The following is a 22691-nucleotide window of genomic DNA, read 5'->3' as shown; positions in this document are numbered from 1 at the left end:
CATGGCGCTGGCGCGGGGCCGCCGCGGCGACCGCCGCATCGACTACTGGCCGGGCTTCGTCGACGCGCTGTCGACGCTGCTGCTCGCCATCATGTTCCTGCTGTCGGTGTTCGTGCTGGCGCAGTTCCTGCTCAGCCGCGAGATCTCCGGCAAGGACGAGGTGCTCAGCCGCCTCAACTCGCAGATCAACGAGCTCACGCAACTGCTGGCTCTGGAGCAGTCGAACGCCCAGGACGCCGAGGACCAGCTGCTCAACCTGCGCGCCTCGCTGGACGTCGCCGAATCCGAGCGATCGCGCCTGCAGCAGCTGCTCGACCGCGGCGCCGGCGCGGGTGCCGCCGCCGACGCACGCATCGGCACGCTGTCCGGCGAGCTGGATCAGCAGCGCCAGATCAGCCAGCAGGCGCTTTCGCAGGTGGAATTGCTCAATCAGCAGATCGCCGCCCTGCGCAAGCAGATCGGCGCGCTCGAATCGGCGCTCGACGTCTCCGAGCAGCGCGACCGCGAATCCAACACCAAGATCGCCGATCTCGGCCGGCGGCTGAACGTCGCGCTCGCCCAGCGCGTGCAGGAGCTTAACCGTTACCGCTCGGACTTCTTCGGCCGCCTGCGCGAGATTCTTTCGGACCGGGAAAACATCCGCATCGTCGGCGACCGCTTCGTCTTCCAGTCGGAAGTGCTGTTCCCGGTCGGCTCCGACGTGATCAACGAGGCCGGCCGCGCCGAGATGGCCAAGCTGGCCCAGGCGCTGATCGAGCTGCAGAAGGAGATCCCGCCGGAGATCAACTGGGTGCTGCGCGTCGACGGCCACACCGACAACCGGCCGCTGTCCGGCACCGGCCGCTACCGCGACAACTGGGAGCTGTCGTCGGCGCGTGCCACCTCGGTGGTGAAGTTCCTGATCGCCGACGGCGTGCCGGCCAACCGCCTCGTCGCCGCCGGCTTCGGCGAATACCAGCCGCTCGAGGAAGGCGACAGCGACGAGGCGCGCAACCGCAACCGCCGCATCGAGCTCAAGCTGACGGAGCGGTAGAGGCGCGATCGTCGTCTTTGGCATCTCGGCCCGGATCATGCTGCTGATCCGCGGAGAGGGGCTTTCGGCGGCAACCAGACGATAGATAGATCACTCTTTCGGCAGTCCGTCGGGATAACGATCCCTGATCAGTTCCAGCGCCAGCCCGTGCTCCAGCCAGGCCTTGGCCCCGGCGAGCACCAGCGTGAACCCTTCGGTGGAGCCGATCGCCTGCCCGGCCCGGCTTTCGGCGTCCCCGGCAAAGCCCCAGTTGCGGACGCTTACGAAGGCTGTGCCGTCGGGCCGCGGGTCGAACCGCCATTCGGCCGTGGTCGCCGGATCGCCCCATCGCATCAGGATCTTCTCGTTCGCAACCAGCTCGTCGACGAGCACGTCCGCCGAAACGCCGTACATCGCCCAGTCCCAGCGGACCGGCCCGCCGCTGTCGAGCCGGGCGCTGCCGTAGGTGAACCAGAATTTCGTCGTGATCGCCGGATCGACGAAGGCTGCGAAGACCGTTTCGACGGGCCTGCGGATCAGCATCTCGGCGACCGCGACTGGCGTGTTTTCCGATTTCATCTCTTCCTCCATCCGGTGGTGTCGGCGGCCCCGGTGCAGGGGCCGGTCCGGTGGTTCTCCTGGCCGGACTCCCAAGGAGCGCCTCACCAGGCGTCGGGTTGGCGCACCATGTGGACGATGTTGGCCGGATTCATGATCCAGCCGCCGCGGAACCCTTCGCCGAGCGGCTCGACCGCGTCGCAGCGCACGACACCCGCCGCCTCGAAATGGTCGAGGGCGCCCTTGTGATCGTCGGTGAACAGCTCCAGCCACAGCTCGGCCTGGCTCATGGTCGGGTCCTCGTCGATCCACAGCCGGTTCGGCCCCAGCTCGAAACCGATAGCGGGCGCCTTGTCGATGAACGGCTTCAGGCCGACCACGTCGCGGTAGAAGCGGATGGTCGCCTCGTATTGATGGCTGGGCACCTTCATGGCGATGTTGATGCCGCCGGTGATCGTCGCGGTCATGATGTCCTCCTGACGGCCGATGCTCAGATGTTGTGTTCGCGCGCCGGCTCGCCCCGCATCTCCGAGCGGTAGTAGCCCTCGCGCAAATTGATGCCGTATTCGAGATAGGCCTTCATGCAGCACAGCATCTGCGTCCAGCCCTCGCAGTTGAGGTATGACTTGCTGCGCCCGTTCTCATCCTCGACCCAGCCGGATTCGGCAATGGTGACCATGGTGGACCGGTCGTCGAGCGCATCGAACTTCATCTCGATGCGCGTCTTGTACGACGGTGCGCCGGCCGGTACGCCGGCGTCCCAGCGCAGCACGATGCGCTCCTCCGGCATGATCTCGTCGACCTCGACCGGGATGTCGCCCCACCAGGTGACGGTGGTGCCTTCCACCAGCGGCGCGCTGGTGCCGCCGATCGTGGTGAAATAGCCGCTGAGCTTCCTGGGGTTGACGACGGCGTCGAACACCTCGTCGACGGGCTTGGCGATGCGGCCGGATATCTTGAATCCGAGTGACATATCCACAGCTCCTTCTTGTCTGACGGCATAATATGTTATATATTTATAACATGTCAAGCGACGTCAAGGACGACAGCATTTTCAAGGCTTTGGCCAATGCCACGCGACGCGGCCTGCTCGACCGGCTGAAAGAGGCGCCGCAGACGACGGGCATGCTGTGCGAGGCGCTGCCGGAGCTCGACCGCTGCACCGTGATGCAGCACCTGAACGTGCTGGAGGAGGCGGGCCTGATCGTCGTCCGGCGCGACGGCCGCGAGCGCTGGAACCATCTCGACGCGCTGCCGATCAAGCGCATCCACGACCGCTGGATCAGCGGCTATGCCGGGCACGCGCTGTCGATCCTCGACCGGCTGAAGGGCGACATGGAAGGACCGCCGTCCGGGACGTGAACGGCTTCAACGTCCGGTTGCCGTCAAATCGCCGGGTTTTGCCGCTCCAGCCATTGCGCCGAGAGGAGACCGATTCCGCAATGAAGCGCTGGACCATCGCCGCCCTGACCCTCTGCGCCGCCGCCGGCGCGCTGTGGCTGGGCAATACGTCGCTGCTGTCCGGCCGGCCACCGGGAAAGCCGATGGTGCTCGCGCATCGCGGCCTGGCCCAGGACTACGATCGCGCCGGTCTCGACGCCGAGACCTGCACTGCGGCAAGGATGCTGCCCCCGCGCCACGCCTTCCTGGAGAACACCATCCCTTCCATGGAAGCGGCGTTCGCGCTCGGCGCCGACGTATTGGAGCTCGATGTCCATCCAACCACGGACGGGCAGTTCGCCGTCTTCCACGACTGGACGCTGGACTGCCGGACGGAGGGAACCGGGCCCACCCGCGATCACGACATGGCGACGCTGAAGACGCTGGACATCGGCTACGGCTATACCGCCGACGGCGGCGCCACGTTCCCCTTCCGCGGCAAGGGGGTCGGCATGATGCCCTCGCTCTCCGAGGTGCTGGAGCGTTTTCCGGACCGCCGCTTCCACGTCAACGTGAAGAGCAACGATCCGGCGGAGGGCGGGAAGCTGGCCGCTTTCCTCGGAACGCTTTCGCCGGAGAGCCGTGCACGATTGACCGTCTATGGTGGCGACGAGCCGGTCGATGCGGTGAAGCAGGCTCTGCCAGACATGCGCGTCTTCAGCCGGCGATCGTTGAAAGCCTGCGTCCTGCGCTATGCCGCGCTCGGCTGGAGCGGCACGGTGCCGGAAGCCTGCCGCGGCACGACGCTGCTTATCCCGGTCAACGTCGCGCCCTGGCTGTGGGGCTGGCCGAACCGCTTCCTCGACCGCATGGACGCGGCCGATACCCGGGTCTTCCTGCTCGGCCCCTATTCCGGCGGCTTTTCCCAGGGCCTGGACGCGCCGACCGCAATCGAAACGCTACCCGCCGGCTATTCCGGCGGCATCTCCACCGACGCGCTCGATATCGTCACGCCGGCGATAAAGGCCAGATCCGGCGGGTGACGGTTACACGCCGTCCAGGATCACGATGGTCGGCCGGTCGGGCAGGCTGCGCAGCGACACCGTGAGCGAGCGGCTGTTGCGAAAATCGACGGCGAAGGCGTCGCCCATGATGCCGAGGAATTCCGCCATCGGCGTCGAGTGGCGGTGCATCGGCAGCACGATCGACGATTGCAGCCGCGTGGTGATCTCGCTCATGCCGGTGAGCGACTGGGTTATGCCGCCGTCGATCGGCACCATCACGACATCGAGTCGGCCGATCGCGCCGTATTGGGCGTCGCTGAGCCGCGTATGCAGATGGCCGAGATGGCCGATGCAGAGGTCGGCGACCTCGAAGATGAAGATGGAATTGCCGTCGCGCTCGAGCTCGCCGCCCCAGTTGCGGATGTCGGTGGTGACGTTGCGGATGTAAACGTCGTCGACCACCTCGGCGTGGCGCGCCGGCCCGCCGGCCGGGTTCCAGCCGCGCAATACGTGCTCGATCGCCGGGTCCGGATCGTCGGTATAGTGGGTGCGGTGCGCCTTGTTCATGGTGGCGACGCGCGGCGGCGGGCTGCCGCCATAGACGCCGCTGAAATCGGTGGCGATGCGCACGCCGGCCGGCGTGTCGATCAGATAGGTCGAGTGACCGGCATAGGTGATGGCGACCTCGCCCTCGCCGGCGGCCTGGGCCGGCGTGAAGCTGGCATAGGTGACTTTTGGCAGGGCCTGCGCGATCGCCATGCATTTGCTCGGCACCGGCCCGTCCTCCTGCGCCGAGGCGGCGGGAGCCATGAACAGGAGCAGGCAGAGCGCGGCAAACAGGCGAACGGGCATGGCGGGCGGCCTCGAAGGACGCTGCGCCGCACTATGCGGGCAATCCCCCGCCCTTGGCCATCGCTCGCGCTGCCGGTTTCCTGGCGGAAGCGATCAAACCTTCGCGAGCGCGCTACCGACCCGGCGCCGACGTGGGGCGGCGACATTCGTGCCGGCGGAGCAGGATTTCTGCTTGCATCACCTTTGGAGTGGCACCGCTTTCCCGCCGAAACAGAGCAATATTCTTTTAGCTCGGCTCAAGCGTCAACCGGACGAACCAGTCTCGATTCATAACCGGAGGCGTGGAAAATCAGCCGCTCAGCTCAGCGAGTCGATCTTGCGCTGCATGGCGGCGATCTGCTCCTTGAGTTCCGAAAGGTCGTCCGCCTTTCCCTGCTCCTTCTTCGGCGGCTCCGGCGTCGCGGCCGGGATCCCGCCGGGCAAGGCCGTGAACATCTTCATGGCGTTCTGGAACAGCTCCATGTTGCGGCGCGTCTGCTCCTCCAGCGCCTTCATCGGCGCCATCTTCATCATGTCCATCGGCGTCTTGCCGAGGCTCGACTTGAGCTGCTCGCGAAAACGTTCCTGCTCCTTGGCGAAGGCGCTCATCGACTGCTCCAGGAAGCTCGGCACGATCATCTGCATCTGGTCGCCATAGAAGGCGATGAGCTGGCGCAGGAACGGGATGGGCAGCATGTTCTGCCCGTCCTTGTTCTCCAGCTCGAAGATGATCTGGGTCAGCACCGGGTGGGTGATGTCCTCGCCGGTCTTGGCGTCCTGGACCGTGAAGTCCTCGTTGCGCTTGACCATGCCGGCCAGGTCTTCCAGCGTCACATAGGTGCTGGTGCCCGTATTGTAGAGGCGCCGGTTCGCATACTTCTTGATGACGACAGGGTCGTCCTTCGCGGCCATCAGCATCCTCCCCGGGAAGCACCGCCGCAGCGTAAGCGGCCGGTAACGATTTGGCGTCCGGTCAGGATATGCGCAAAGCCGTCGTAATTCCAAGCGGTTTGTGCGGTGCGGGATTCATTGCGTGGCGGTGCGGCAGAAAATTGCTGCGCAGCATGGGTGCAGCATGCGGCGGAGGCTCGGGCGAGCCGCCATTTTCCGGTTTGACTCCCCGTCCGGGGCGGGCCAGAACTGGTGAAAACCCGATAAAAACCCGACGGAGAAACAAATGTCTGCAGCCAACGCCATCGTCGTCGCCAGCGCGGCGCGCACCCCTGTCGGATCGTTCAACGGCTCGTTCGCGGCGACGCCCGCGCATGAGCTTGGCGCGGTGGTGATCCGCGAGTTGCTGACGCGCGCCGGCGTCGAGGCGGCGGAGGTCGACGAGGTGATCCTCGGCCAGGTGCTGACCGCCGCGCAGGGCCAGAACCCGGCCCGGCAGGCCTCGATCAATGCCGGCCTGCCGAAGGAGACGACAGCCTGGGGGCTGAACCAGGTGTGCGGTTCCGGGCTGCGCGCCATCGCTCTCGGCATGCAGCAGATCGCGGCCGGCGACGCCAGGATCGTGGTGGCCGGCGGGCAGGAGTCGATGTCGCTGTCCACGCATGCGCAACACCTGCGCGCCGGCGTGAAGATGGGCGACTACAAGATGATCGACACGATGATCAAGGACGGGCTGTGGGACGCCTTCAACGGCTACCACATGGGCGTCACCGCCGAGAACGTCGCAAAGCAGTTCCAGATCACCCGCGACGTGCAGGACCAGTTCGCGCTGGCCTCGCAGAACAAGGCCGAGGCGGCGCAGAAGGCCGGAAAGTTCAAGGACGAGATCGTCGCCGTGACGGTGCCGGGCCGCAAGGGCGACACCATCGTCGACGCCGACGAATACATCCGCCACGGCGCGACGCTGGACGCCATGCAGAAGCTGCGCCCGGCCTTCGACAAGGAGGGCACGGTGACCGCCGGCAACGCGTCCGGCATCAACGACGGCGCCGCCGGGGCGCTGCTGATGAGCGAGGCCGAGGCCGTCCGTCGCGGCATCACCCCGCTGGTGCGCATCGTCTCCTGGGCGACCGCCGGCGTCGATCCGGCCGTGATGGGTACCGGGCCGATCCCCGCCTCGCAGCGGGCGCTGGAGAAGGCGGGCTGGAAGGTCGACGACCTCGACCTGGTCGAGGCCAACGAGGCGTTCGCCGCGCAGGCTTGCGCCGTCAACAAGGGCATGGGCTGGAACCCCGACATCGTCAACGTCAACGGCGGGGCGATCGCCATCGGCCACCCGATCGGCGCGTCCGGCGCGCGCGTCTTCAACACGCTGGTCTACGAGATGCGCCGCCGCGGCGCCAGGAAGGGGCTTGCGACGCTGTGCATCGGCGGCGGCATGGGCGTGGCGATGTGCGTCGAGGCGGTGAACTAAAAAGGCGAATAGCCAATAGGGAGTAGCGAATAGGGGAGGACGAGCGACGCGAGCGGGACAAATCCCTATTCGCTGTTCGCTACCCGCTCTTCGCTCCTCCGACCAAAGGGAGGAGAAGAAGCATGGCACGTACAGCACTGGTCACTGGCGGTTCGCGCGGCATTGGGGCAGCCATCTCGGTCGCCCTCAAGAACGCCGGCTATCAGGTCGCCGCCAACTACGCCGGCAATGACGAGGCGGCGCAAAAGTTCACCGCCGAGACCGGCATCAAGACGTATAAATGGTCGGTCGCCGATTACGACGCCTGCGTCGCCGGCATCGGCCAGGTGGAGGCCGATCTCGGGCCGGTCGACGTGCTGGTCAACAATGCCGGCATCACCCGCGACGCCATGTTCCACAGGATGACGCTGCAGCAGTGGCGCGACGTCATCGACACCAACCTCAACGGCGCCTTCAACATGACGCACCCGCTGTGGAGCGGCATGCGCGACCGCAAATTCGGCCGCATCATCACCATCTCCTCGATCAACGGCCAGAAGGGCCAGATGGGCCAGGCCAACTATTCGGCGTCCAAGGCAGGCGACATCGGCTTCACCAAGGCGCTCGCGCAGGAGGGCGCCCGCGCCGGCATCACCGTCAACGTCATCTGCCCCGGCTATATCGGCACCGACATGGTGATGGCGGTGCCGGAGAAGGTGCGGGAATCGATCGTCGCGCAGATTCCGGTCGGCCGCCTCGGCGAGCCGGACGAGATCGCCCGCTGCGTCGTCTTCCTCGCCTCCGACGAGGCCGGCTTCATCACCGGCTCGACGCTGACGGCCAATGGCGGGCAGTATATCGTGTAGCGTGCCGGGTCGCTCTCCGGGCAGCCCCGGAGCGACCGCTACTCCTTCCGGGCGGCCAGCTTCTCCGCCAGCACTTCCATGCGCTGGGCCAGTCCGGCTAGCGCGCCGGTGAGCGCCGCGTCGTTCTTGTCGGCCTTCATCAGCGCGTCGTCGCGGGTCTTGCGCAAGGTGAGTATCTCGCTCTCCATGCCCTTCACGCGCTTCTGCAGCTCAGTCAGCTCGTCCATGACCATGATGCCGGACATGACGGTGAGGCGCTGGTCGCCGATCTCGCCGAACGAATCCTTCAGATGGGAGACGTAACGGTCGAAGCGCTGGGCAAGGTCGAGAAGGTGTTCCTCCTGGCCCTCGTCACAGGCCATGCGATAGGTCTTGCCGTCGATCGTGACCGTAACCTGAGCCATCCCAACCTATCTGTCGAGCACCGCGCGGATCGTCTCCATCGCCGTGACGAGGCGCCGCGACACCTCCTTGTTGGCCTCCTCCAGCCGTTCGGCGCGGGCCTCCGAAATGTCGAGCTCCTGCGCCAGCCGGCTGCGATCGGCGTTCATGCGCTGCACTTCCGCTTCGGCTTCCGAATAATCCTGCTCGTGCTCCAGCCGCGATGCGGCGGCATGTTCGAGCGTGTCCATCGCCTTGCCGAGGCGGATGATGACTTCCCTCAGCGTCGTTTCCCCGGTCATGGCACCCGTCTAAACTCCGCCAACTCCCGAATCACCGACGGATTAGAACCATTTATTCGGGAAAGATTAGGCCCTGTGCGAACAGGCCGTCAACAAAGCCGTCCGGCCTTTCCCCCGCAATCGCCCCGAGGGTCCGAAAAGCCGTTCGCGGCGGCGTTCCGGCCATGCTTTTGTTGACTCGGAGCCGGCGCCTGCTATGTGTCCCGCTGCCTCTTCCGGGGCAGCGCCTTCCTCCCCCACGTCACGAGCGAGCACGCCATGAGCAACCGCGAAAAGCACGACCGGATGGCCAATGCGATCCGTTTCCTGTCGATGGACGCCGTCGAGAAGGCGAACTCCGGACATCCCGGCCTGCCGATGGGTTGCGCCGACATCGCCACCGTGCTGTTCACGCGTTTCCTCAAATACGATCCGAAGAAGCCACACTGGGCCGACCGCGACCGCTTCGTGCTGTCGGCCGGCCACGGCTCCATGCTGCTCTACTCGCTGCTCTATCTGACCGGCTACGAAGACATCACCATCGATGAGATCAAGAACTTCCGCCAACTCGGCTCGAAGACCGCCGGCCATCCGGAATACGGCCACGCCGCCGGCATCGAGACGACGACCGGCCCGCTCGGCCAGGGCCTCGGCAATTCGGTAGGCATGGCGCTGGCGGAGCGCATCCTCAACGCCCAGTTCGGCGACAGCCTGGTCGACCACTATACCTATGTTATCGCCGGCGACGGCTGCCTGATGGAGGGCATCAGCCAAGAGGCGCTGACGCTGGCCGGGCACCTGAAGCTCAACAAGCTGATCGTCTTCTGGGACGACAACAACATCTCCATCGACGGCGCGGTGTCGCTGGCCGACTCCACCGACCAGGCCGCCCGCTTCGCCGCCAGCGGCTGGAACACGCTCGCCTGCGACGGCCATGACGCCGACGAGATCGCCCGCTGCATCGAGCTCGCGCAGAAATCCGACCGCCCGACCCTGATCGCCTGCAAGACGACCATCGGCTTCGGCGCGCCGACCAAGGCCGGCACCAAGGCCGCGCACGGCTCGCCGCTCGGCAAGGACGAGATCGCCGCCACCCGTAAGGCACTCGGCTGGACGGCGGCGCCGTTCGAGGTGCCTTCCGACATCCTCGACGCATGGCGGCTCGCCGGGCTCAATTCGGCGAAGAAGCGCCCGGAATGGGAGAAGCGGCTGGCCGAGACCGGCGCCGAGACCCGCGCGGAATTCGAGCGGCGCATGCGCGGCGACCTGCCGGTCGGCTTCGACGACGCCATCCTCGAGTACAAGAGGAAGCTCGCCGCCGACAAGCCGAAGGTCGCCACCCGCAAGTCGAGCGAGATGGCGCTGGAGGTGATCAACGGCGTCGTGCCGGAAACCATCGGCGGCTCGGCCGACCTCACCGGCTCCAACAACACCAAGACCACGCAGACCAACGCCATCTCCGCCGGCAAGTACGGCAACCGTTATGTCCACTACGGCATCCGCGAGCACGGCATGGCCGCCGCCATGAGCGGCATGGCGCTGCATGGCGGCGTCATTCCCTATGGCGGCACCTTCCTGTGCTTCTCCGACTATGCGCGCCCGTCGATGCGGCTGGCGTCGCTGATGGGTATTCGCTCGATCTTCGTGATGACGCACGACTCGATCGGGCTCGGCGAGGACGGGCCCACCCACCAGCCGGTGGAGCATCTGGCGGCACTCAGGGCGATCCCCAACCATCTCGTCTTCCGCCCGGCCGACGCGACCGAGGCGGCAGAGTGCTGGCAGATCGCGCTGGAGAGCACCAAGGCCCCGTCGACGCTGGCGCTGACCCGCCAGAACCTGCCGGCCGTGCGCACCGACTTCGCCGACGAGAACCTGTGCCGCCTCGGCGCTTACGAACTCGCCACCGCCGACGGCGAAGCCGAGGTGACGATCTTCGCCACCGGCTCGGAGGTGGAGATCGCGCTTGGCGCGCGTGCCGAGCTGCAGAAGCGTGGTCATCCGACCCGCGTCGTCTCGGTGCCGTGCTTCGAGCTGTTCGAAGGGCAGAGCGCGGCCTACCAGGCGGCATTGATCGGCACCGCGCCGGTCAAGGTGGCGATCGAGGCCGGCATCCGGCTCAGCTGGGACCGCTTCATCGGCCTGGACGGCATCTTCATCGGCATGCACGGCTTCGGTGCGTCCGGCTCGATCGAGCAGCTCTATCCGCATTTCGGCATCACAGCCGAGGCTACGGTCAAGGCCGTCGAGGCCAGGCTGAGCACCAAGGGCTGAGCGCGCCGCCGGCGGTTTGACGCGGCTTTCCCTGCTCGAACGCAGCCGGAGCCGCCAGGTAGTAGCGGCAGCTAATCGATTTAAACTGATGCGTTTGCCCGCTGGATTCTTGCCGCATCCGCCGCTATGAAGCGGCGGACGCGTTTTCCGCTCTCCCTTGCTCCCAGGAGGATCTCATGCCCGTCAGAGTCGCCATCAACGGATTTGGCCGCATCGGCCGCAACATCGTGCGCGCCATCTACGAGTCCGGCCGCAAGGACATCCACGTCGTCGCCGTCAATGACCTCGGTCCGGTCGAGACCAACGCTCACCTGCTGCGCTACGACAGCGTGCACGGCCGCTTCCCGCACGACGTGAAGGTCGACGGCGACACCATCAACATCGGCTCCGACAAGTTCAGGGTCACCGCCATCAAGGATCCGTCGCAGCTTCCCTGGAAGGAGCTCGGCATCGACATCGCGCTCGAATGCACCGGCATCTTCACCTCCAAGGAGAAGGCCTCCGCCCACCTCACCGCCGGCGCCAAGCGCGTCATCGTCTCGGCGCCCGCCGACGGCGCCGACATCACGATCGTCTACGGCATCAATCACGACCAGCTGAGCAAGGATCACGTCGTGATCTCGAACGGCTCCTGCACCACCAACTGCCTGGCGCCGATGGCGCAGGTCGTGCACGAGCTGGTCGGCCTCGAGAAGGGAATGATGACCACCATCCATTCCTATACCGGCGACCAGCCGACGCTCGACACCATGCACAAGGATCTCTACCGCGCCCGCGCCGCGGCGCTGTCGCAGATCCCGACCTCGACGGGTGCTGCCAAGGCCATCGGCCTGGTCCTGCCGGAGCTCAAGGGCAAGCTGGACGGCATCTCGATCCGCGTGCCGACCCCGAACGTATCGCTGGTCGACCTGAAATTCATCGCCAAGCGCGCGACGACGGTGCAGGAGGTCAACGACGCGCTGATCGCCGCCTCCGACGGCAGGCTCAAGGGCGTGATGACCTACACCAACCATCCGCTGGTGTCGTCCGACCTCAACCACGACCCGCATTCGGCGACCATCCTGCTCGACCAGACCAAGGTGATGGACGGCAACTTCGTCAACATCCTCGGCTGGTACGACAACGAGTGGGGCTTCTCCAACCGCATGGCCGACGTCACCGCGGCCTTCGCCAAGACGATCGGCTAAGCCCCGGCACTTTCTGCTCAATTCTCGACGCCCGGCTTCGGCCGGGCGTTCTGCTTTTGCGCGCCGGCAAACGCGATTTGCTTGCCTTGCGCCTTGTCTTCGCCGCACTCTCAATGGAACGACGGAGTGCGGTTTGGGAACGAGGCTGCATGGATCAGGCAATCTATCTCGCGACGCTGGTCGGGACGGCCCTGGTGGTGGCCGCGGCGTTTTCGAGCCTGATCGCCTTCCGCTTCGGCGCCCCGCTGCTGCTGCTGTTCCTGGCGATCGGGCTCGCCACCGGCGAGGACGGACTGGGCATCCAGTTCGACAATGCACAGCTCGCCTATTTCGCCGGCTCGCTGGCGCTTGCCGTGATCCTGTTCGATTCCGGCTTCGGCACGCCGATCAAGATATTCCGCCAGGCTGCCGGCCCGGCATTGACGCTTGCAACGCTCGGCGTCGGGCTGACGACGCTGCTGTTCGGCGTCGCGGCCGTCTATCTCACCAGCCTGACCTGGCTGGAATCCTTCCTGCTGGGCGCCGCGGTCGCTTCCACCGACGCCGCCGCGGTGTTCTTCCTGCTGCGCGCCGGCAACATCAACCTGCGCGACCGCGTGCGCGCCACGCTGGAGGTCGAGTCCGGCACCAACGACCCGATCGCCATCTTCCTGACGATCACCCTGGTCGAGGTGATCGCCCTCGGCGCCGATCCGGACGCCGAGCTGATCCTGCTCGACCTGGCGCTCGGCTTCGTCAGCCACATGGTGCTCGGCGCCGTGGTCGGCCTGCTCGGCGGCTTCGGCATCGTGCGGCTGGTAGACCGCCTGAACCTAGACAGCGGTCTCCTGCCCATCTTCGTCCTGACCCTGTCGCTGATGGTCTTCGCGGCGGCCGGCGCCATCGGAGGCTCGGGTTTCCTCGCCGTCTATCTCGCCGGCCTGGTCGCCGGCAATTCCGACATCCGCGCAGTCTCGGTGCTGCGCCGCTTCCAGGACGGCGTGTCATGGCTGGCGCAGATCATCATGTTCCTGGTGCTCGGCCTGTTCGCGACGCCGTCGCAGTTCGTGCCCATCCTGCCGGCGGCGATCGCGCTCGGCTTGATCCTGATCTTCGTGGCGCGGCCGATCGCGGTCTGGCTCTGCCTCATTCCCTACAGCCTGCCGCGCCAGGAGACGGCCTTCATCTCCTGGGTCGGGCTGCGCGGCGCCGTCTCGATCCTGCTCGCCATCACGCCGATCCTCGGCGGCCTCGAGCATGGCCGGATGATCTTCAACGTCGCCTTCATCGTGGTGCTGGTATCGCTCGTCATACAGGGCTGGACGGTCGGGCCGCTGGCGCGTTTCCTCGGCCTCATCGTGCCGGCGCGTCTGGGGCCGCTGCAAAAGGTCGAGCTGGAGCTCCCGGGCTCGGCCCATCACGAGCTGCTCGCCTATACGGTGGTGGCCGGCAGCCCGGTGCTGCGCGGCCAGCGCATCCCGCGCTGGGCCCGGCCGTCGCTGGTCGTGCGCGAAGGACGCTCGATCAAGTTCCAGGATGCCGGCCGGCTGATGGCCGGCGACCATGTCTACATCTTCGTGCCGGACCGCTACCCGCGCCTGCTCGACCGGCTGTTCGCCAGCCGCACCGAAGTCGACCCCGAGGACGAGGACTTTTTCGGCGCTTTCGCCGTCGATCCGGCGCGCCCGGCCTCCGACCTCGAAGCCGCCTACGAAGCCAGGCTCGGCGAGGGCGAGCGGGCGCTGCCGATCGGCGCGCTGATGGACGCCAGGCTCGGCGGCCATGCCGAATATGCCGACCGCGTCAGTCTCGGCCCGATCGAGCTGATCGTGCGCGACGTCGACGAGAAGGGGCGCATCGTCAGCGTCGGCGTGGCGCTGGAGCCGGCACCGCCGCAGCCGGCCATCCCCGCCTTCCTCGGTGCCGCCGAGATTCGCGACCGGCTGCGCGACTTGCTGCGGCGTCGGCTGGAGAAACGGTCGGCATCGCGCAAGGAGCCGGAAGATACCGCCGCGGGGTAGCGGCGGTCCGGCAATGTCGGCGCCGCGACGATCACGCCGCCGCTTGCATCGCCGGCCCGGCACGGTAAAGCACTAAGCAAGGACCATCCTCACCATCCTCTGGAGACGCTGCCCATGACCGCCTTCAAGACCCTCGACGATATCGCCGACGTGAAGGGCAAGCGCGTGCTGGTGCGCGTCGACCTGAACGTGCCGGTCGCCGACGGCAAGGTCACCGACGCGACCCGCATCGAGCGCGTGGCGCCGACCATCACCGAACTCGCCGGCAAGGGCGCCAAGGTGATCCTGCTCGCGCATTTCGGCCGGCCGAAGGACGGGCCGACCCCGGAATTCTCGCTGGAGCCGATCGCCCGCGCCACCGCCGCGGTGATCGGCCGCCCGGTCGGCTTCGCCGCCGACTGCATCGGCGAGAAGGCCGCTTCGGCGGTGTCGGCGATGAAGGACGGCGACATTTTGCTGCTCGAGAACACCCGCTTCCACAAGGGCGAGGAGAAGAACGACAGGGCCTTCGCCGAGGCGCTGGCGAAAAACGGCGACCTCTACGTCAACGACGCGTTTTCCGCCGCCCACCGGGCGCATGCCTCGACCGAGGGGCTGGCCCATCTGCTGCCGGCCTATGCGGGCCGCACCATGCAGGCCGAACTCGACGCGCTTGAGGCCGGGCTCGGCAACCCGAAGCGGCCGGTGGTGGCGATCGTCGGCGGTGCCAAGGTGTCGACCAAGATCGATCTCCTGATGAACCTGGTGAAGAAGGTGGACGCGCTGGTGATCGGCGGCGGCATGGCCAACACCTTCCTGGCCGCGCGCGGCACCGCCGTCGGCAAGTCGCTCGCCGAGCACGACCTCGCCGACACCGCCAAGCAGATCATGATCGAGGCGGCGACCGCCGGCTGCGCCATCATCCTGCCGTCCGACGGCGTGGTGGCGCGGGAGTTCAAGGCGGGCGCCGCCAGCGAGGTGGTCGCGGTGGAATCGATCCCCGCCACCGGCATGATCCTCGACGTCGGCCCGAAGACGGTCGAGAAGGTTGAGGAGTGGATCGACCGTGCCGCCACTTTGGTCTGGAACGGGCCGCTCGGCGCCTTCGAGATCGAACCCTTCGACAAGGCCACCGTCGCGGCCGCCAAGGCCGCCGCCGCGGAAACCAGAGCCGGCAAGCTGGTCTCGGTCGCCGGCGGCGGCGACACCGTGGCGGCGCTCAACCATGCCGGGGTCGCCGACGACTTCACCTATGTCTCGACCGCCGGCGGCGCCTTCCTGGAGTGGATGGAAGGCAAGCCGCTGCCCGGCGTCGAGGTGCTGAAGAAGGGGTGACGCCGCGCCCCCTTGTGCGTTTGCGGCAGGCCAATCTGACCTATGAGGGCGGCGCCACCGGCGCCGCCAGCCTGAACGCATCGATGCCGTCGCAGACCGCCTCGACCGCCAGGAGGCGCGGCATGGCCGAAAGATCGACCTGCCAGCGGCGCGCGTTGTAGAGCTGCGGCACTAGGCAGAGGTCGGCGATCGTCGGCCGGTCGCCATGGCAGAAGCGGCCGGTCGCCGGATGGCCGAGCATCGCCTCGAAGGCGGCAAGCCCTTCGGCGATGACACCGTGCATCCAGCCGGCGCGGGCCGCCTCGCCGTCCTCGGCCAGCGTCATCAGGCGCCCGACGACCCTGGTGTTGCAGACCGGGTGGATGTCCATGGCGATCGCATGGGCGAGAGCCCGCACGCGGGCGCGTCCGACCGGATCGGCAGGCAGCAGGCCGCCGCCGGGCCGTGTCTCGTGAAGATATTCGACGATGGCGAGCGACTGGGTGAGCCGCAGCCCGTCGATGTCGAGCACCGGCACCAGCCCCTGCGGGTTGCGCCCGAGATGGTCCGGCGCCCGTTGCTCGCCGGCAAGCAGGTTCACCGGCACGGTCGCATAGGCGACCCCCAGCAGGTTCAGGGCGATGCGCACCCGATAGCTCGCCGACGAGCGCCAGTAGTCGTAGAGAACGGCCTCGGCCATGGGCTTTCCTCCCGCTTCGCTCAATCGCTCCAATCGCCTTCCATCGTGCCGTTGAAGCGCTTCTTCAGCGCCGTCCAGCAGTCGATGTAGTCGTCCTGCAGCGCCTCGCTCTCGGCGGCGAAGCGCGTCGGCATCTGCGGGAAGCGCGTCTCGAACATGAACGCCATGGTGTGGTCGAGCTTGACCGGCTTGAGCTCGGCGCGCGACGCCTTGTCGAAGCCGAAGGCGTCCGGGCCGTGCGCCAGCATCATGTTGTGCAGGCTGACGCCGCCGGGGACGAAACCCTTCTCCTTGGCGTCGTACTGGCCGCGGATCAGGCCCATGAACTCGCTCATGACGTTGCGGTGGTACCAGGGCGGCCGGAACGTGTCCTCCGCCACCAGCCAGCGCGGCGGGAAGATGACGAAGTCGATGTTGGCCGTGCCCTCCTCGCCAGAAGGTGCGGTCAGCACGGTGAAGATCGACGGGTCGGGATGGTCGAACAGGATGGCGCCGACCGGCGAATAGGTGGCGAGGTCGTATTTGTAGGGCGCGTAATTGCCGTGCCAGGCGACGACGTCGAGCGGCGAATGGTCGAGCTCGGTGGCGTGGAAGGCGCCGCACCATTTGACGATCAGCCGGCAGGGGCTCTCCTTTTCCTCGAACCAGGCGACCGGCGTCTTGAAGTCGCGCGGGTTGGCGAGGCAGTTGGCGCCGATCGGCCCGCGGTCGGGCAGCGTGAACTTCGCCCCGTAGTTCTCGCAGACATAGCCGCGGGCCGGCGTGTCGATCAGCTCGACCTTGAAGGTCAGCCCGCGCGGCAGCACGGCGATCTCGCCGGGCGCGAGCTCGATGACGCCCATCTCCGTGACGAAGCGCACACGACCCTCCTGCGGCACGACCAGCATCTCGCCGTCGGCGTTGAAGAAATGGTCGTCCGTCATCGACACGTTGGCGGCATAGACATGGGCGGCCATGCCGGCCTGGCCTAGCGCGTCGCCGGCGGTCGTCATGGTGCGCATGCCGGCGACGAAGTCGGTCGGCTCGACCGGCATCGGCAACGGGTCCCAGCGGTACTGGCCGAGCGCCAGCGCATGGTCGCCGGAATGCGGCGCCGTCTTCCAGAACGGCATCTCGATGGCCCGGAAGCGCCGATGATGCTTGACGCTCGGCCGGATGCGGTAGAGCCAGGAGCGCTCGTTGGTGCCGCGCGGCGCGGTGAAAGGCGAGCCGGAGAGCTGCTCGGCATAGAGGCCGTAGGCCGGCCGCTGCGGCGAGTTGCGGCCCTGCGGCAGCGATCCGGGCAAGGTCTCTGTCTCGAAGTCGTTGCCGAAGCCCGGCATGTAGGAACGGGTCATCGTCTTCCTCCCTGGCATTGCTCAGCGGCGATTTCGTTGCAAGTGTAACCATCCGTTTGTAACCATCAACGGCGGCCCTTGCATCGCGACCCGCGGCGAGTAGTCTCTCGTCTGAAATCCGGCGGCTTGCGACGCAAGGGTCCGTACCGTCCGCCGTTCCGCATGCTTTCGGAACACACAGGGGAGGAGTCTGACGTGAGTTGGGTCGTGATCGCCAAGGAGCCTAACGGAACCAAGCACCGCATCGCCTGCGAGACCGCCGCGCAGGTGGCCGACCAGTTCGTCGAGCAGCGCAGGCTGGGCCGGACCGTCACCGTGGAGGAAGCCGGCGGCAAGGAGGTTTCCGCCGCCGAGTTCGGCATCAAGGGCGACACCGCCTGACTTTGGGTCGCCAGCCGAACAACTGGCCTCGAGTGACCGGGATCGGCAGCGGCGCCGGTTGGCCTTCTCCAGCGCGCCGCGACGACATCCGATTCACGACGTATGGTGTTGCGCTCAGGCCCTCTACGCGACCTTCTGTGCCTCCTGGCAAATCCACCGGCAGAACTGTCGAACCGCTCGCCTGTCCGAACGGCGGACGAAACGGTAACTGCCGAGTTCGACAGGCGAAAAGGTCGACAATTCGACCAAGGCACCGGCGGTGATCTGCCGCCGGGTCAGCAGCGGTGGGCCAAGCATCATTCCGAGCCCTGCGACACAGGCATGAAGCGCGGCGTCGTCAGTATCGAACTCGTGGGTGAAGGTCATGCATTCGAACGGAACGCCCGTGTTCGCGCACCATAGCCGCCAGTCCCAGTTGTCACGCGTACATTGGATGGCCGGTACCTTGGGCAGTATGGCGGCGCCTTCTGTCGTCTTCAAAAGGCCCGGCGCCACAACGACCCTGCTGACGTCCGGAGCGAGAATGTCCCAGTCGCCGGTCTGTTCCCCCGCGCGAAAGTAGCGGATCGCGATATCGGCGGTCGGGCCGATTTGAGATCCCGCCGCGAGTCCTGTTTCAATCCGCACCCGTGCATTTGGATAGGCAGCCCGAAACCGATCGAGAGAAGGGATCAACCAGCGGACGGCCAGTGATGTCGAAGCGTGCACGCCGACTTCGTTCTCGTCGCGGCGCAAGGCGTCGGCCGATCTTTCGATCAGGGCGACCGCCGGGGCTACCTCCTCAAAGAACCGCTTTCCCGCGTCGGTAAGGGCGATCGAATTGTTGCTCCTCGTGAAAAAGGAGACGCCCAACTGATCCTCAAGCTTCTTGATCCGATGGCTGATGGCGCTCGATGTGACGCCTATTTCTTCCCCGGCGACGGTCAGGCTCCCGGTGCGGGCAACGATCGTGAAGAGGTGCACGGCGTTCAGCGACAATCGGGTTTTCTGCATGCATAAATCTCATGCTACCTGAAGATTCAGCATTTGAAGATACCCTTCGATTCCAGCACAAGGCGCTCTAGAAAACTCTTTCAGGAAAACACGTTGCGCACAACTACCCTTACGGGCAATGCCGAAGCGATCGGTTGGGTGACCATTGGAACCGAATTATTTTCTTTGATCTATGCGTCCGGAAAATTCGCCGAGGCCGGAGTATCACCGCTTCAAATACTGTTCCTCCGCTATCTCGGCGGTTTCGGGACCCTGTTGCTGGTGGTTGCGCGCAGCCGGAGTCCATTGCGTGCCTATCGCAGCATGAGGCCGTTCTCGCATTTCATGCGTGCCGTGTTCGGTGCGTCAGGCGGAGGAGCGCTGATCTATGCATCGGCCAATATGCCGATCGTCGACGCGACCGCAATCGGGCTGCTCTATGTCGTCTTCGTCATTCCGCTCGGCATATTGATGCTCGGAGAGCGCGTCACGCGATGGCATTGCATAGCCATCGCGGCCTGCTGTACCGGGGCCGCGATCGTCATGGCGTCGCGAGGAGCCTTTACCCAGTTCCAACCAGCCTACCTGCTGACCGCAGGCGTTGCCGTTGTCGGTGCGGTGCTGCTGGCCTTTGAAGGATTGATGATCAGGACGCTGGCGCAAGCCGATCGCCCGATGACGGTCCTGCTCTACGTCAACGGATTCGGCGCCCTGCTGATGGCGTTGCCTGCAGTGGTGCTGTGGGTGCCCGTTTCGACGGAGACGGTCCTAGGTTTTATCGGGCTTGGTCCAATCGCCGTCACCGCGCAATACTGCATCGTCCAAGGCTATCGCCTCGCGCCGCTGTCCATCGTTGGGCCGGTCGATTACACTTGGCTGATCTTCGCGGGGTTGATCGGCTTCCTGTTTTTCGATGAGCAAATGACGCAGGGGGCCGTTGCCGGCTCGCTCATCATCGTCGTCGGCGGCACGATCCTCACCAGAATCAAAACCGCGGGTGACTAGCCGAAACCAGCGGCACGCCGGCACATGCACATGGATACGGAGCCATGAAGCTCACCTACGCCGCCTTCATTCTCCTCGGCCTGCTCTGGGGTTCCAACTTCATCTACATGAAATGGGCGGCGGAACTCATTACGCCGGCACAGATCACGTTGCTGCGGGTGTTCTTCGGCTTCCTGCCGCTCGCATTCGTGGCTTGGCGCAAGGGAGTGATCGAGCGCCGCCAGTTGCGGCATATCTGGCACTTCCTTGTGATGGCCGCTCTGGCGACCGCCCTCTACTACTTTGCCATTGCCAAGGGCACGGCGCTGATTCCTTCCGGTGTCGCCGGCGTGCTGGGCGGTTCAATCGCCCTGTTCACAACCTTGGCGTCGCTTCTGTTCCTGCGCTCCGAAAAGCTCAACGGACTGATGGCGATCGGCGTGCTTTTCGGCTTTGTCGGCATCGTCCTGATCGCGCGCCCGTGGCAAGGCGCGGACAGGGCCATCGACATGGCAGGCGTCTCCTGGATGTTGGCCGCCACGGCGATTCTCGGCTTCTCCTATGTTTATGTCCGCCGCTTCCTTTCTCCGCACAATCTGCCTCCGCTGGCGCTTGCCACATGGCAGACAGGACTGGCGCTGCTGCTGCTCCTGCTGGTGACCGATCGCAGCGGAATGGGGAGGATTATCGAGGACTGGCACGCCGCAGCCGGCGTGGCGATCGGGCTCGGCGTTTTTGGGACCGGCATCGCTTTCCTGATCTACTATTTCCTGCTGCGGGAACTGGGCGCGGTAGCGGCCTCCGGAGCGACCTACATCACACCGGTCGTCGCGCTGCTTATCGGCCGCGCTGTCGGCGAGCCGCTCGGCATCCTGGAGGTCGGGGCCGTCGTTCTGATCCTCGGAAGCATCGCAATGTTGCAGATCGGGCGGCTGCGCAGCAGTCGCGCGCCCGAACGCCATCCTTGACTTTCCGCCAAAACTCCTGTTCAAGCCGCGATAATTCAGCGACGAGTTGACACTCCGAGCCGCCGACCGGGACCCCTAGAGGTATAAAACGATCCCGGAGGCCAACACCCGGCAGCGCGATGCGCCCCCGGGTGCTTTTTGGTTTGGCGGTTGGGTGCTGGGACGCGTTGCGACCGGGGACAGTTTACTTTCTTGCCCCGGAAAGGCCGAAGCGGCTGCGATGTCGCGCAAGGGGCAAAAAGTAAACTGTCCCCTGCGCGAGCCGGTTGGGACTTCGGCGCAAACGCACTACCTCTCGGGCATCACGGCGATGTCGGAGAAAGAGGAAACCGGATGTTCGAAAGCCTACAGGAACGGCTTGGCTCCATTCTGAACGGCCTGACCGGCCGCGGCGCGCTGTCGGAGGCGGACGTCTCCGCCGCGCTGCGCGAGGTGCGGCGCGCGCTGATCGAGGCCGACGTGGCGCTGGAAGTCGTCCGCTCCTTCGTCGACAAGGTGCGCGCGAAGGCCGTCGGCGCCGAGGTGCTGAAGTCGATCAAGCCCGGCCAGATGGTCGTCAAGATCGTCCATGACGAGCTGGTCGACATGCTCGGCGCCGAAGGCAGGACGATCGACCTCAATGCGCCGGCTCCGGTGGTCGTCATGATGGTCGGCCTGCAGGGCTCGGGCAAGACCACGACCACGGCCAAGATCGCCAAGCGCATGACCGAGCGCCAGGGCAAGAAGGTCTTGATGGCCTCGCTCGACACGCGCCGTCCGGCTGCGCAGGAGCAGCTGCGCCAGCTCGGCGAGCAGACGAAAGTCGCGACGCTGCCGATCGTCGCCGGCCAGTCGCCGGTCGACATCGCCAAACGCTCGGTGCAGGCGGCGAAGCTCGGCGGCCACGACGTGGTCATCCTCGACACCGCCGGCCGCACCCATATCGACGAGCCGCTGATGGCCGAGATGGCCGAGATCAAGGCCGTCTCCAGCCCGCACGAGATCCTGCTGGTCGCCGACTCGCTGACCGGCCAGGACGCGGTGAACCTCGCCAGGAGCTTCGACGAGCGCGTCGGCATCACCGGCCTTGTGCTCACCCGCATGGACGGCGACGGGCGCGGTGGCGCCTCACTTTCGATGCGTGCCGTCACCGGCAAGCCGATCAAGCTGATCGGCGTCGGCGAGAAGATGGACGCGCTGGAGGAGTTCCACCCGCGCCGCATCGCCGACCGCATCCTCGGCATGGGCGACATCGTCAGCCTGGTCGAGAAGGCGGCCGAAAACATCGACGCGGAAAAGGCCGCGGCGATGGCCAGGAAGATGCAGTCGGGGAAGTTCGACCTGAACGACCTCGCCGATCAGCTCGGCCAGATGCAGAAGCTCGGCGGCATGGGCGGCATCATGGGCATGATGCCCGGCATGGGCAAGATGAAGGACCAGATGGCCGCCGCCGGCCTCGACGACAAGATGTTCGGCCGTCAGCTCGCCATCATCTCGTCGATGACCAAGGCCGAGCGGGCCAACCCCGATCTCCTCAAGCACAGCCGCAAGAAGCGCATCGCCGCCGGCTCCGGCACCGACGCCGCCGAGATCAACAAGCTTTTGAAGATGCACCGCCAGATGGCCGACATGATGAAGGCCATGGGCGGCAAGGGCAGAGGTGGCGGCCTGATGCGCGGCATGATGGGCGGGCTCGCTTCCAAGATGGGGCTGGGCGGCATGATGCCGGGCATGGGTGGCATGCCCGACCTGTCGAAGATGGATCCGAAGCAACTGGAAGCCTTGCAGAAGCAGGCGGAAGCGTCCGGCCTCGGCGGCGGCCTGCCCAAGGGCCTGCCGCCGACTTTCCCGGGCCTCGGCGGCGGTGGCGGCCTTCCAGGCCTGCCCGGCGGCCTGAAACTGCCTGGTCTCGGCGGTCCGGGCGGCTTGCCCGGCCTCGGCAAGAAGAAGTGAGGGGGA

General features: G+C 66.2%; 23 protein-coding genes. 13 read left to right on the top strand and 10 right to left on the bottom strand.

What is annotated here, in order from left to right:
• Position 1: 1 nt before the first annotated feature.
• Positions 2-1033, top strand: a complete 1032-nt coding sequence (locus tag C7I84_RS18480; protein WP_106773694.1) for a peptidoglycan -binding protein — start codon at positions 2-4, stop codon at positions 1031-1033.
• Positions 1034-1123: 90 nt separating this feature from the next.
• Here the strand turns inward: C7I84_RS18480 and C7I84_RS18475 are convergent, their stop codons facing one another.
• From C7I84_RS18475 to C7I84_RS18465, 3 genes are all read right to left on the bottom strand, one after another.
• Complete coding sequence (locus C7I84_RS18475) at positions 1124-1591, bottom strand: SRPBCC family protein (protein WP_106773693.1); 468 nt, start codon at positions 1589-1591, stop codon at positions 1124-1126.
• Between the two features lie 83 nt (positions 1592-1674).
• Complete coding sequence (locus C7I84_RS18470; protein WP_106773692.1) at positions 1675-2037, bottom strand: VOC family protein; 363 nt, start codon at positions 2035-2037, stop codon at positions 1675-1677.
• A 23-nt stretch (positions 2038-2060) separates the two neighbouring features.
• Positions 2061-2543, bottom strand: coding sequence for an SRPBCC domain-containing protein (locus C7I84_RS18465; protein ID WP_106773691.1), 483 nt, complete (start codon positions 2541-2543; stop codon positions 2061-2063).
• Positions 2544-2593: 50 nt separating this feature from the next.
• Between C7I84_RS18465 and C7I84_RS18460 the strand changes: the two genes are divergently transcribed.
• Positions 2594-2932: an ArsR/SmtB family transcription factor gene (locus C7I84_RS18460; protein WP_106773690.1), complete on the top strand. Its 339-nt coding sequence runs from the start codon at positions 2594-2596 to the stop codon at positions 2930-2932.
• 80 nt (positions 2933-3012) lie between these two features.
• Complete coding sequence (locus C7I84_RS18455; RefSeq protein ID WP_106773689.1) at positions 3013-3993, top strand: glycerophosphodiester phosphodiesterase family protein; 981 nt, start codon at positions 3013-3015, stop codon at positions 3991-3993.
• 3 nt (positions 3994-3996) lie between these two features.
• Here the strand turns inward: C7I84_RS18455 and C7I84_RS18450 are convergent, their stop codons facing one another.
• Positions 3997-4806 carry an MBL fold metallo-hydrolase gene (locus C7I84_RS18450; protein WP_207771033.1) on the bottom strand — a complete coding sequence of 270 codons (810 nt, stop codon included), beginning with the start codon at positions 4804-4806 and terminating at the stop codon, positions 3997-3999.
• Positions 4807-5103: 297 nt separating this feature from the next.
• On the bottom strand, positions 5104-5697 hold the full coding sequence (phaR, locus tag C7I84_RS18445; RefSeq protein WP_106773688.1) for a polyhydroxyalkanoate synthesis repressor PhaR: 594 nt from the start codon (positions 5695-5697) through the stop codon (positions 5104-5106).
• A gap of 265 nt (positions 5698-5962) precedes the next feature.
• Here phaR and C7I84_RS18440 point away from each other — a divergent pair, with 265 nt between their 5' ends.
• Together C7I84_RS18440 and phbB are read left to right on the top strand one after the other, a co-directional pair.
• Positions 5963-7150: an acetyl-CoA C-acetyltransferase gene (locus C7I84_RS18440; protein WP_106773687.1), complete on the top strand. Its 1188-nt coding sequence runs from the start codon at positions 5963-5965 to the stop codon at positions 7148-7150.
• Positions 7151-7272: 122 nt separating this feature from the next.
• Positions 7273-7995 carry a beta-ketoacyl-ACP reductase gene (gene phbB / locus C7I84_RS18435; protein WP_106773686.1) on the top strand — a complete coding sequence of 241 codons (723 nt, stop codon included), beginning with the start codon at positions 7273-7275 and terminating at the stop codon, positions 7993-7995.
• Positions 7996-8033: 38 nt separating this feature from the next.
• Here phbB and C7I84_RS18430 read toward each other — a convergent pair whose 3' ends face one another.
• Together C7I84_RS18430 and C7I84_RS18425 are read right to left on the bottom strand one after the other, a co-directional pair.
• Complete coding sequence (locus C7I84_RS18430; protein WP_106773685.1) at positions 8034-8399, bottom strand: cell division protein ZapA; 366 nt, start codon at positions 8397-8399, stop codon at positions 8034-8036.
• A 6-nt stretch (positions 8400-8405) separates the two neighbouring features.
• Positions 8406-8678, bottom strand: a complete 273-nt coding sequence (locus C7I84_RS18425; RefSeq protein WP_106773684.1) for a DUF4164 domain-containing protein — start codon at positions 8676-8678, stop codon at positions 8406-8408.
• Positions 8679-8936: 258 nt separating this feature from the next.
• Between C7I84_RS18425 and tkt the strand changes: the two genes are divergently transcribed.
• From tkt to C7I84_RS18405, 4 genes are all read left to right on the top strand, one after another.
• Complete coding sequence (gene tkt, locus C7I84_RS18420) at positions 8937-10931, top strand: transketolase (RefSeq protein ID WP_106773683.1); 1995 nt, start codon at positions 8937-8939, stop codon at positions 10929-10931.
• Positions 10932-11107: 176 nt separating this feature from the next.
• The gene (gap, locus tag C7I84_RS18415; RefSeq protein ID WP_106773682.1) at positions 11108-12118 is read left to right on the top strand and encodes a type I glyceraldehyde-3-phosphate dehydrogenase; all 1011 of its coding nucleotides are present in this window, start codon (positions 11108-11110) and stop codon (positions 12116-12118) included.
• A gap of 149 nt (positions 12119-12267) precedes the next feature.
• The gene (locus tag C7I84_RS18410) at positions 12268-14118 is read left to right on the top strand and encodes a potassium/proton antiporter (protein ID WP_106773681.1); all 1851 of its coding nucleotides are present in this window, start codon (positions 12268-12270) and stop codon (positions 14116-14118) included.
• Between the two features lie 114 nt (positions 14119-14232).
• Positions 14233-15432 (top strand): phosphoglycerate kinase, encoded by a 1200-nt coding sequence (locus C7I84_RS18405; RefSeq protein WP_106773680.1) that lies wholly within the window; start codon positions 14233-14235, stop codon positions 15430-15432.
• Positions 15433-15472: 40 nt separating this feature from the next.
• On the opposite strand, the gene maiA is transcribed toward C7I84_RS18405, so the two are convergent.
• Together maiA and hmgA are read right to left on the bottom strand one after the other, a co-directional pair.
• Positions 15473-16111, bottom strand: coding sequence for a maleylacetoacetate isomerase (maiA, locus tag C7I84_RS18400; protein ID WP_106773679.1), 639 nt, complete (start codon positions 16109-16111; stop codon positions 15473-15475).
• Positions 16112-16131: 20 nt separating this feature from the next.
• A complete protein-coding gene (gene hmgA / locus C7I84_RS18395; protein ID WP_106773678.1) occupies positions 16132-17448 on the bottom strand; it encodes a homogentisate 1,2-dioxygenase in 1317 nt (438 codons plus the stop codon).
• A 195-nt stretch (positions 17449-17643) separates the two neighbouring features.
• Here hmgA and C7I84_RS29730 point away from each other — a divergent pair, with 195 nt between their 5' ends.
• Positions 17644-17829 carry a hypothetical protein gene (locus C7I84_RS29730; RefSeq protein ID WP_133170115.1) on the top strand — a complete coding sequence of 62 codons (186 nt, stop codon included), beginning with the start codon at positions 17644-17646 and terminating at the stop codon, positions 17827-17829.
• A 123-nt stretch (positions 17830-17952) separates the two neighbouring features.
• Here the strand turns inward: C7I84_RS29730 and C7I84_RS18390 are convergent, their stop codons facing one another.
• Positions 17953-18822 carry a LysR family transcriptional regulator gene (locus C7I84_RS18390; protein ID WP_106773677.1) on the bottom strand — a complete coding sequence of 290 codons (870 nt, stop codon included), beginning with the start codon at positions 18820-18822 and terminating at the stop codon, positions 17953-17955.
• Positions 18823-18855: 33 nt separating this feature from the next.
• Here C7I84_RS18390 and C7I84_RS18385 point away from each other — a divergent pair, with 33 nt between their 5' ends.
• From C7I84_RS18385 to ffh, 3 genes are all read left to right on the top strand, one after another.
• Positions 18856-19806 carry a DMT family transporter gene (locus C7I84_RS18385; protein WP_207771032.1) on the top strand — a complete coding sequence of 317 codons (951 nt, stop codon included), beginning with the start codon at positions 18856-18858 and terminating at the stop codon, positions 19804-19806.
• A 44-nt stretch (positions 19807-19850) separates the two neighbouring features.
• Complete coding sequence (locus C7I84_RS18380; protein WP_106773675.1) at positions 19851-20753, top strand: DMT family transporter; 903 nt, start codon at positions 19851-19853, stop codon at positions 20751-20753.
• Positions 20754-21086: 333 nt separating this feature from the next.
• Positions 21087-22685 carry a signal recognition particle protein gene (ffh, locus tag C7I84_RS18375; protein ID WP_106773674.1) on the top strand — a complete coding sequence of 533 codons (1599 nt, stop codon included), beginning with the start codon at positions 21087-21089 and terminating at the stop codon, positions 22683-22685.
• Positions 22686-22691 lie beyond the last annotated feature (6 nt).

Source organism: Kumtagia ephedrae (genome assembly GCF_003012745.1).
GTDB classification, from domain to species: domain Bacteria; phylum Pseudomonadota; class Alphaproteobacteria; order Rhizobiales; family Rhizobiaceae; genus Kumtagia; species Kumtagia ephedrae.
The sequence above is the reverse complement of the archived record's forward strand: the minus strand, read 5'-3'. Positions and strand labels throughout refer to the sequence as shown.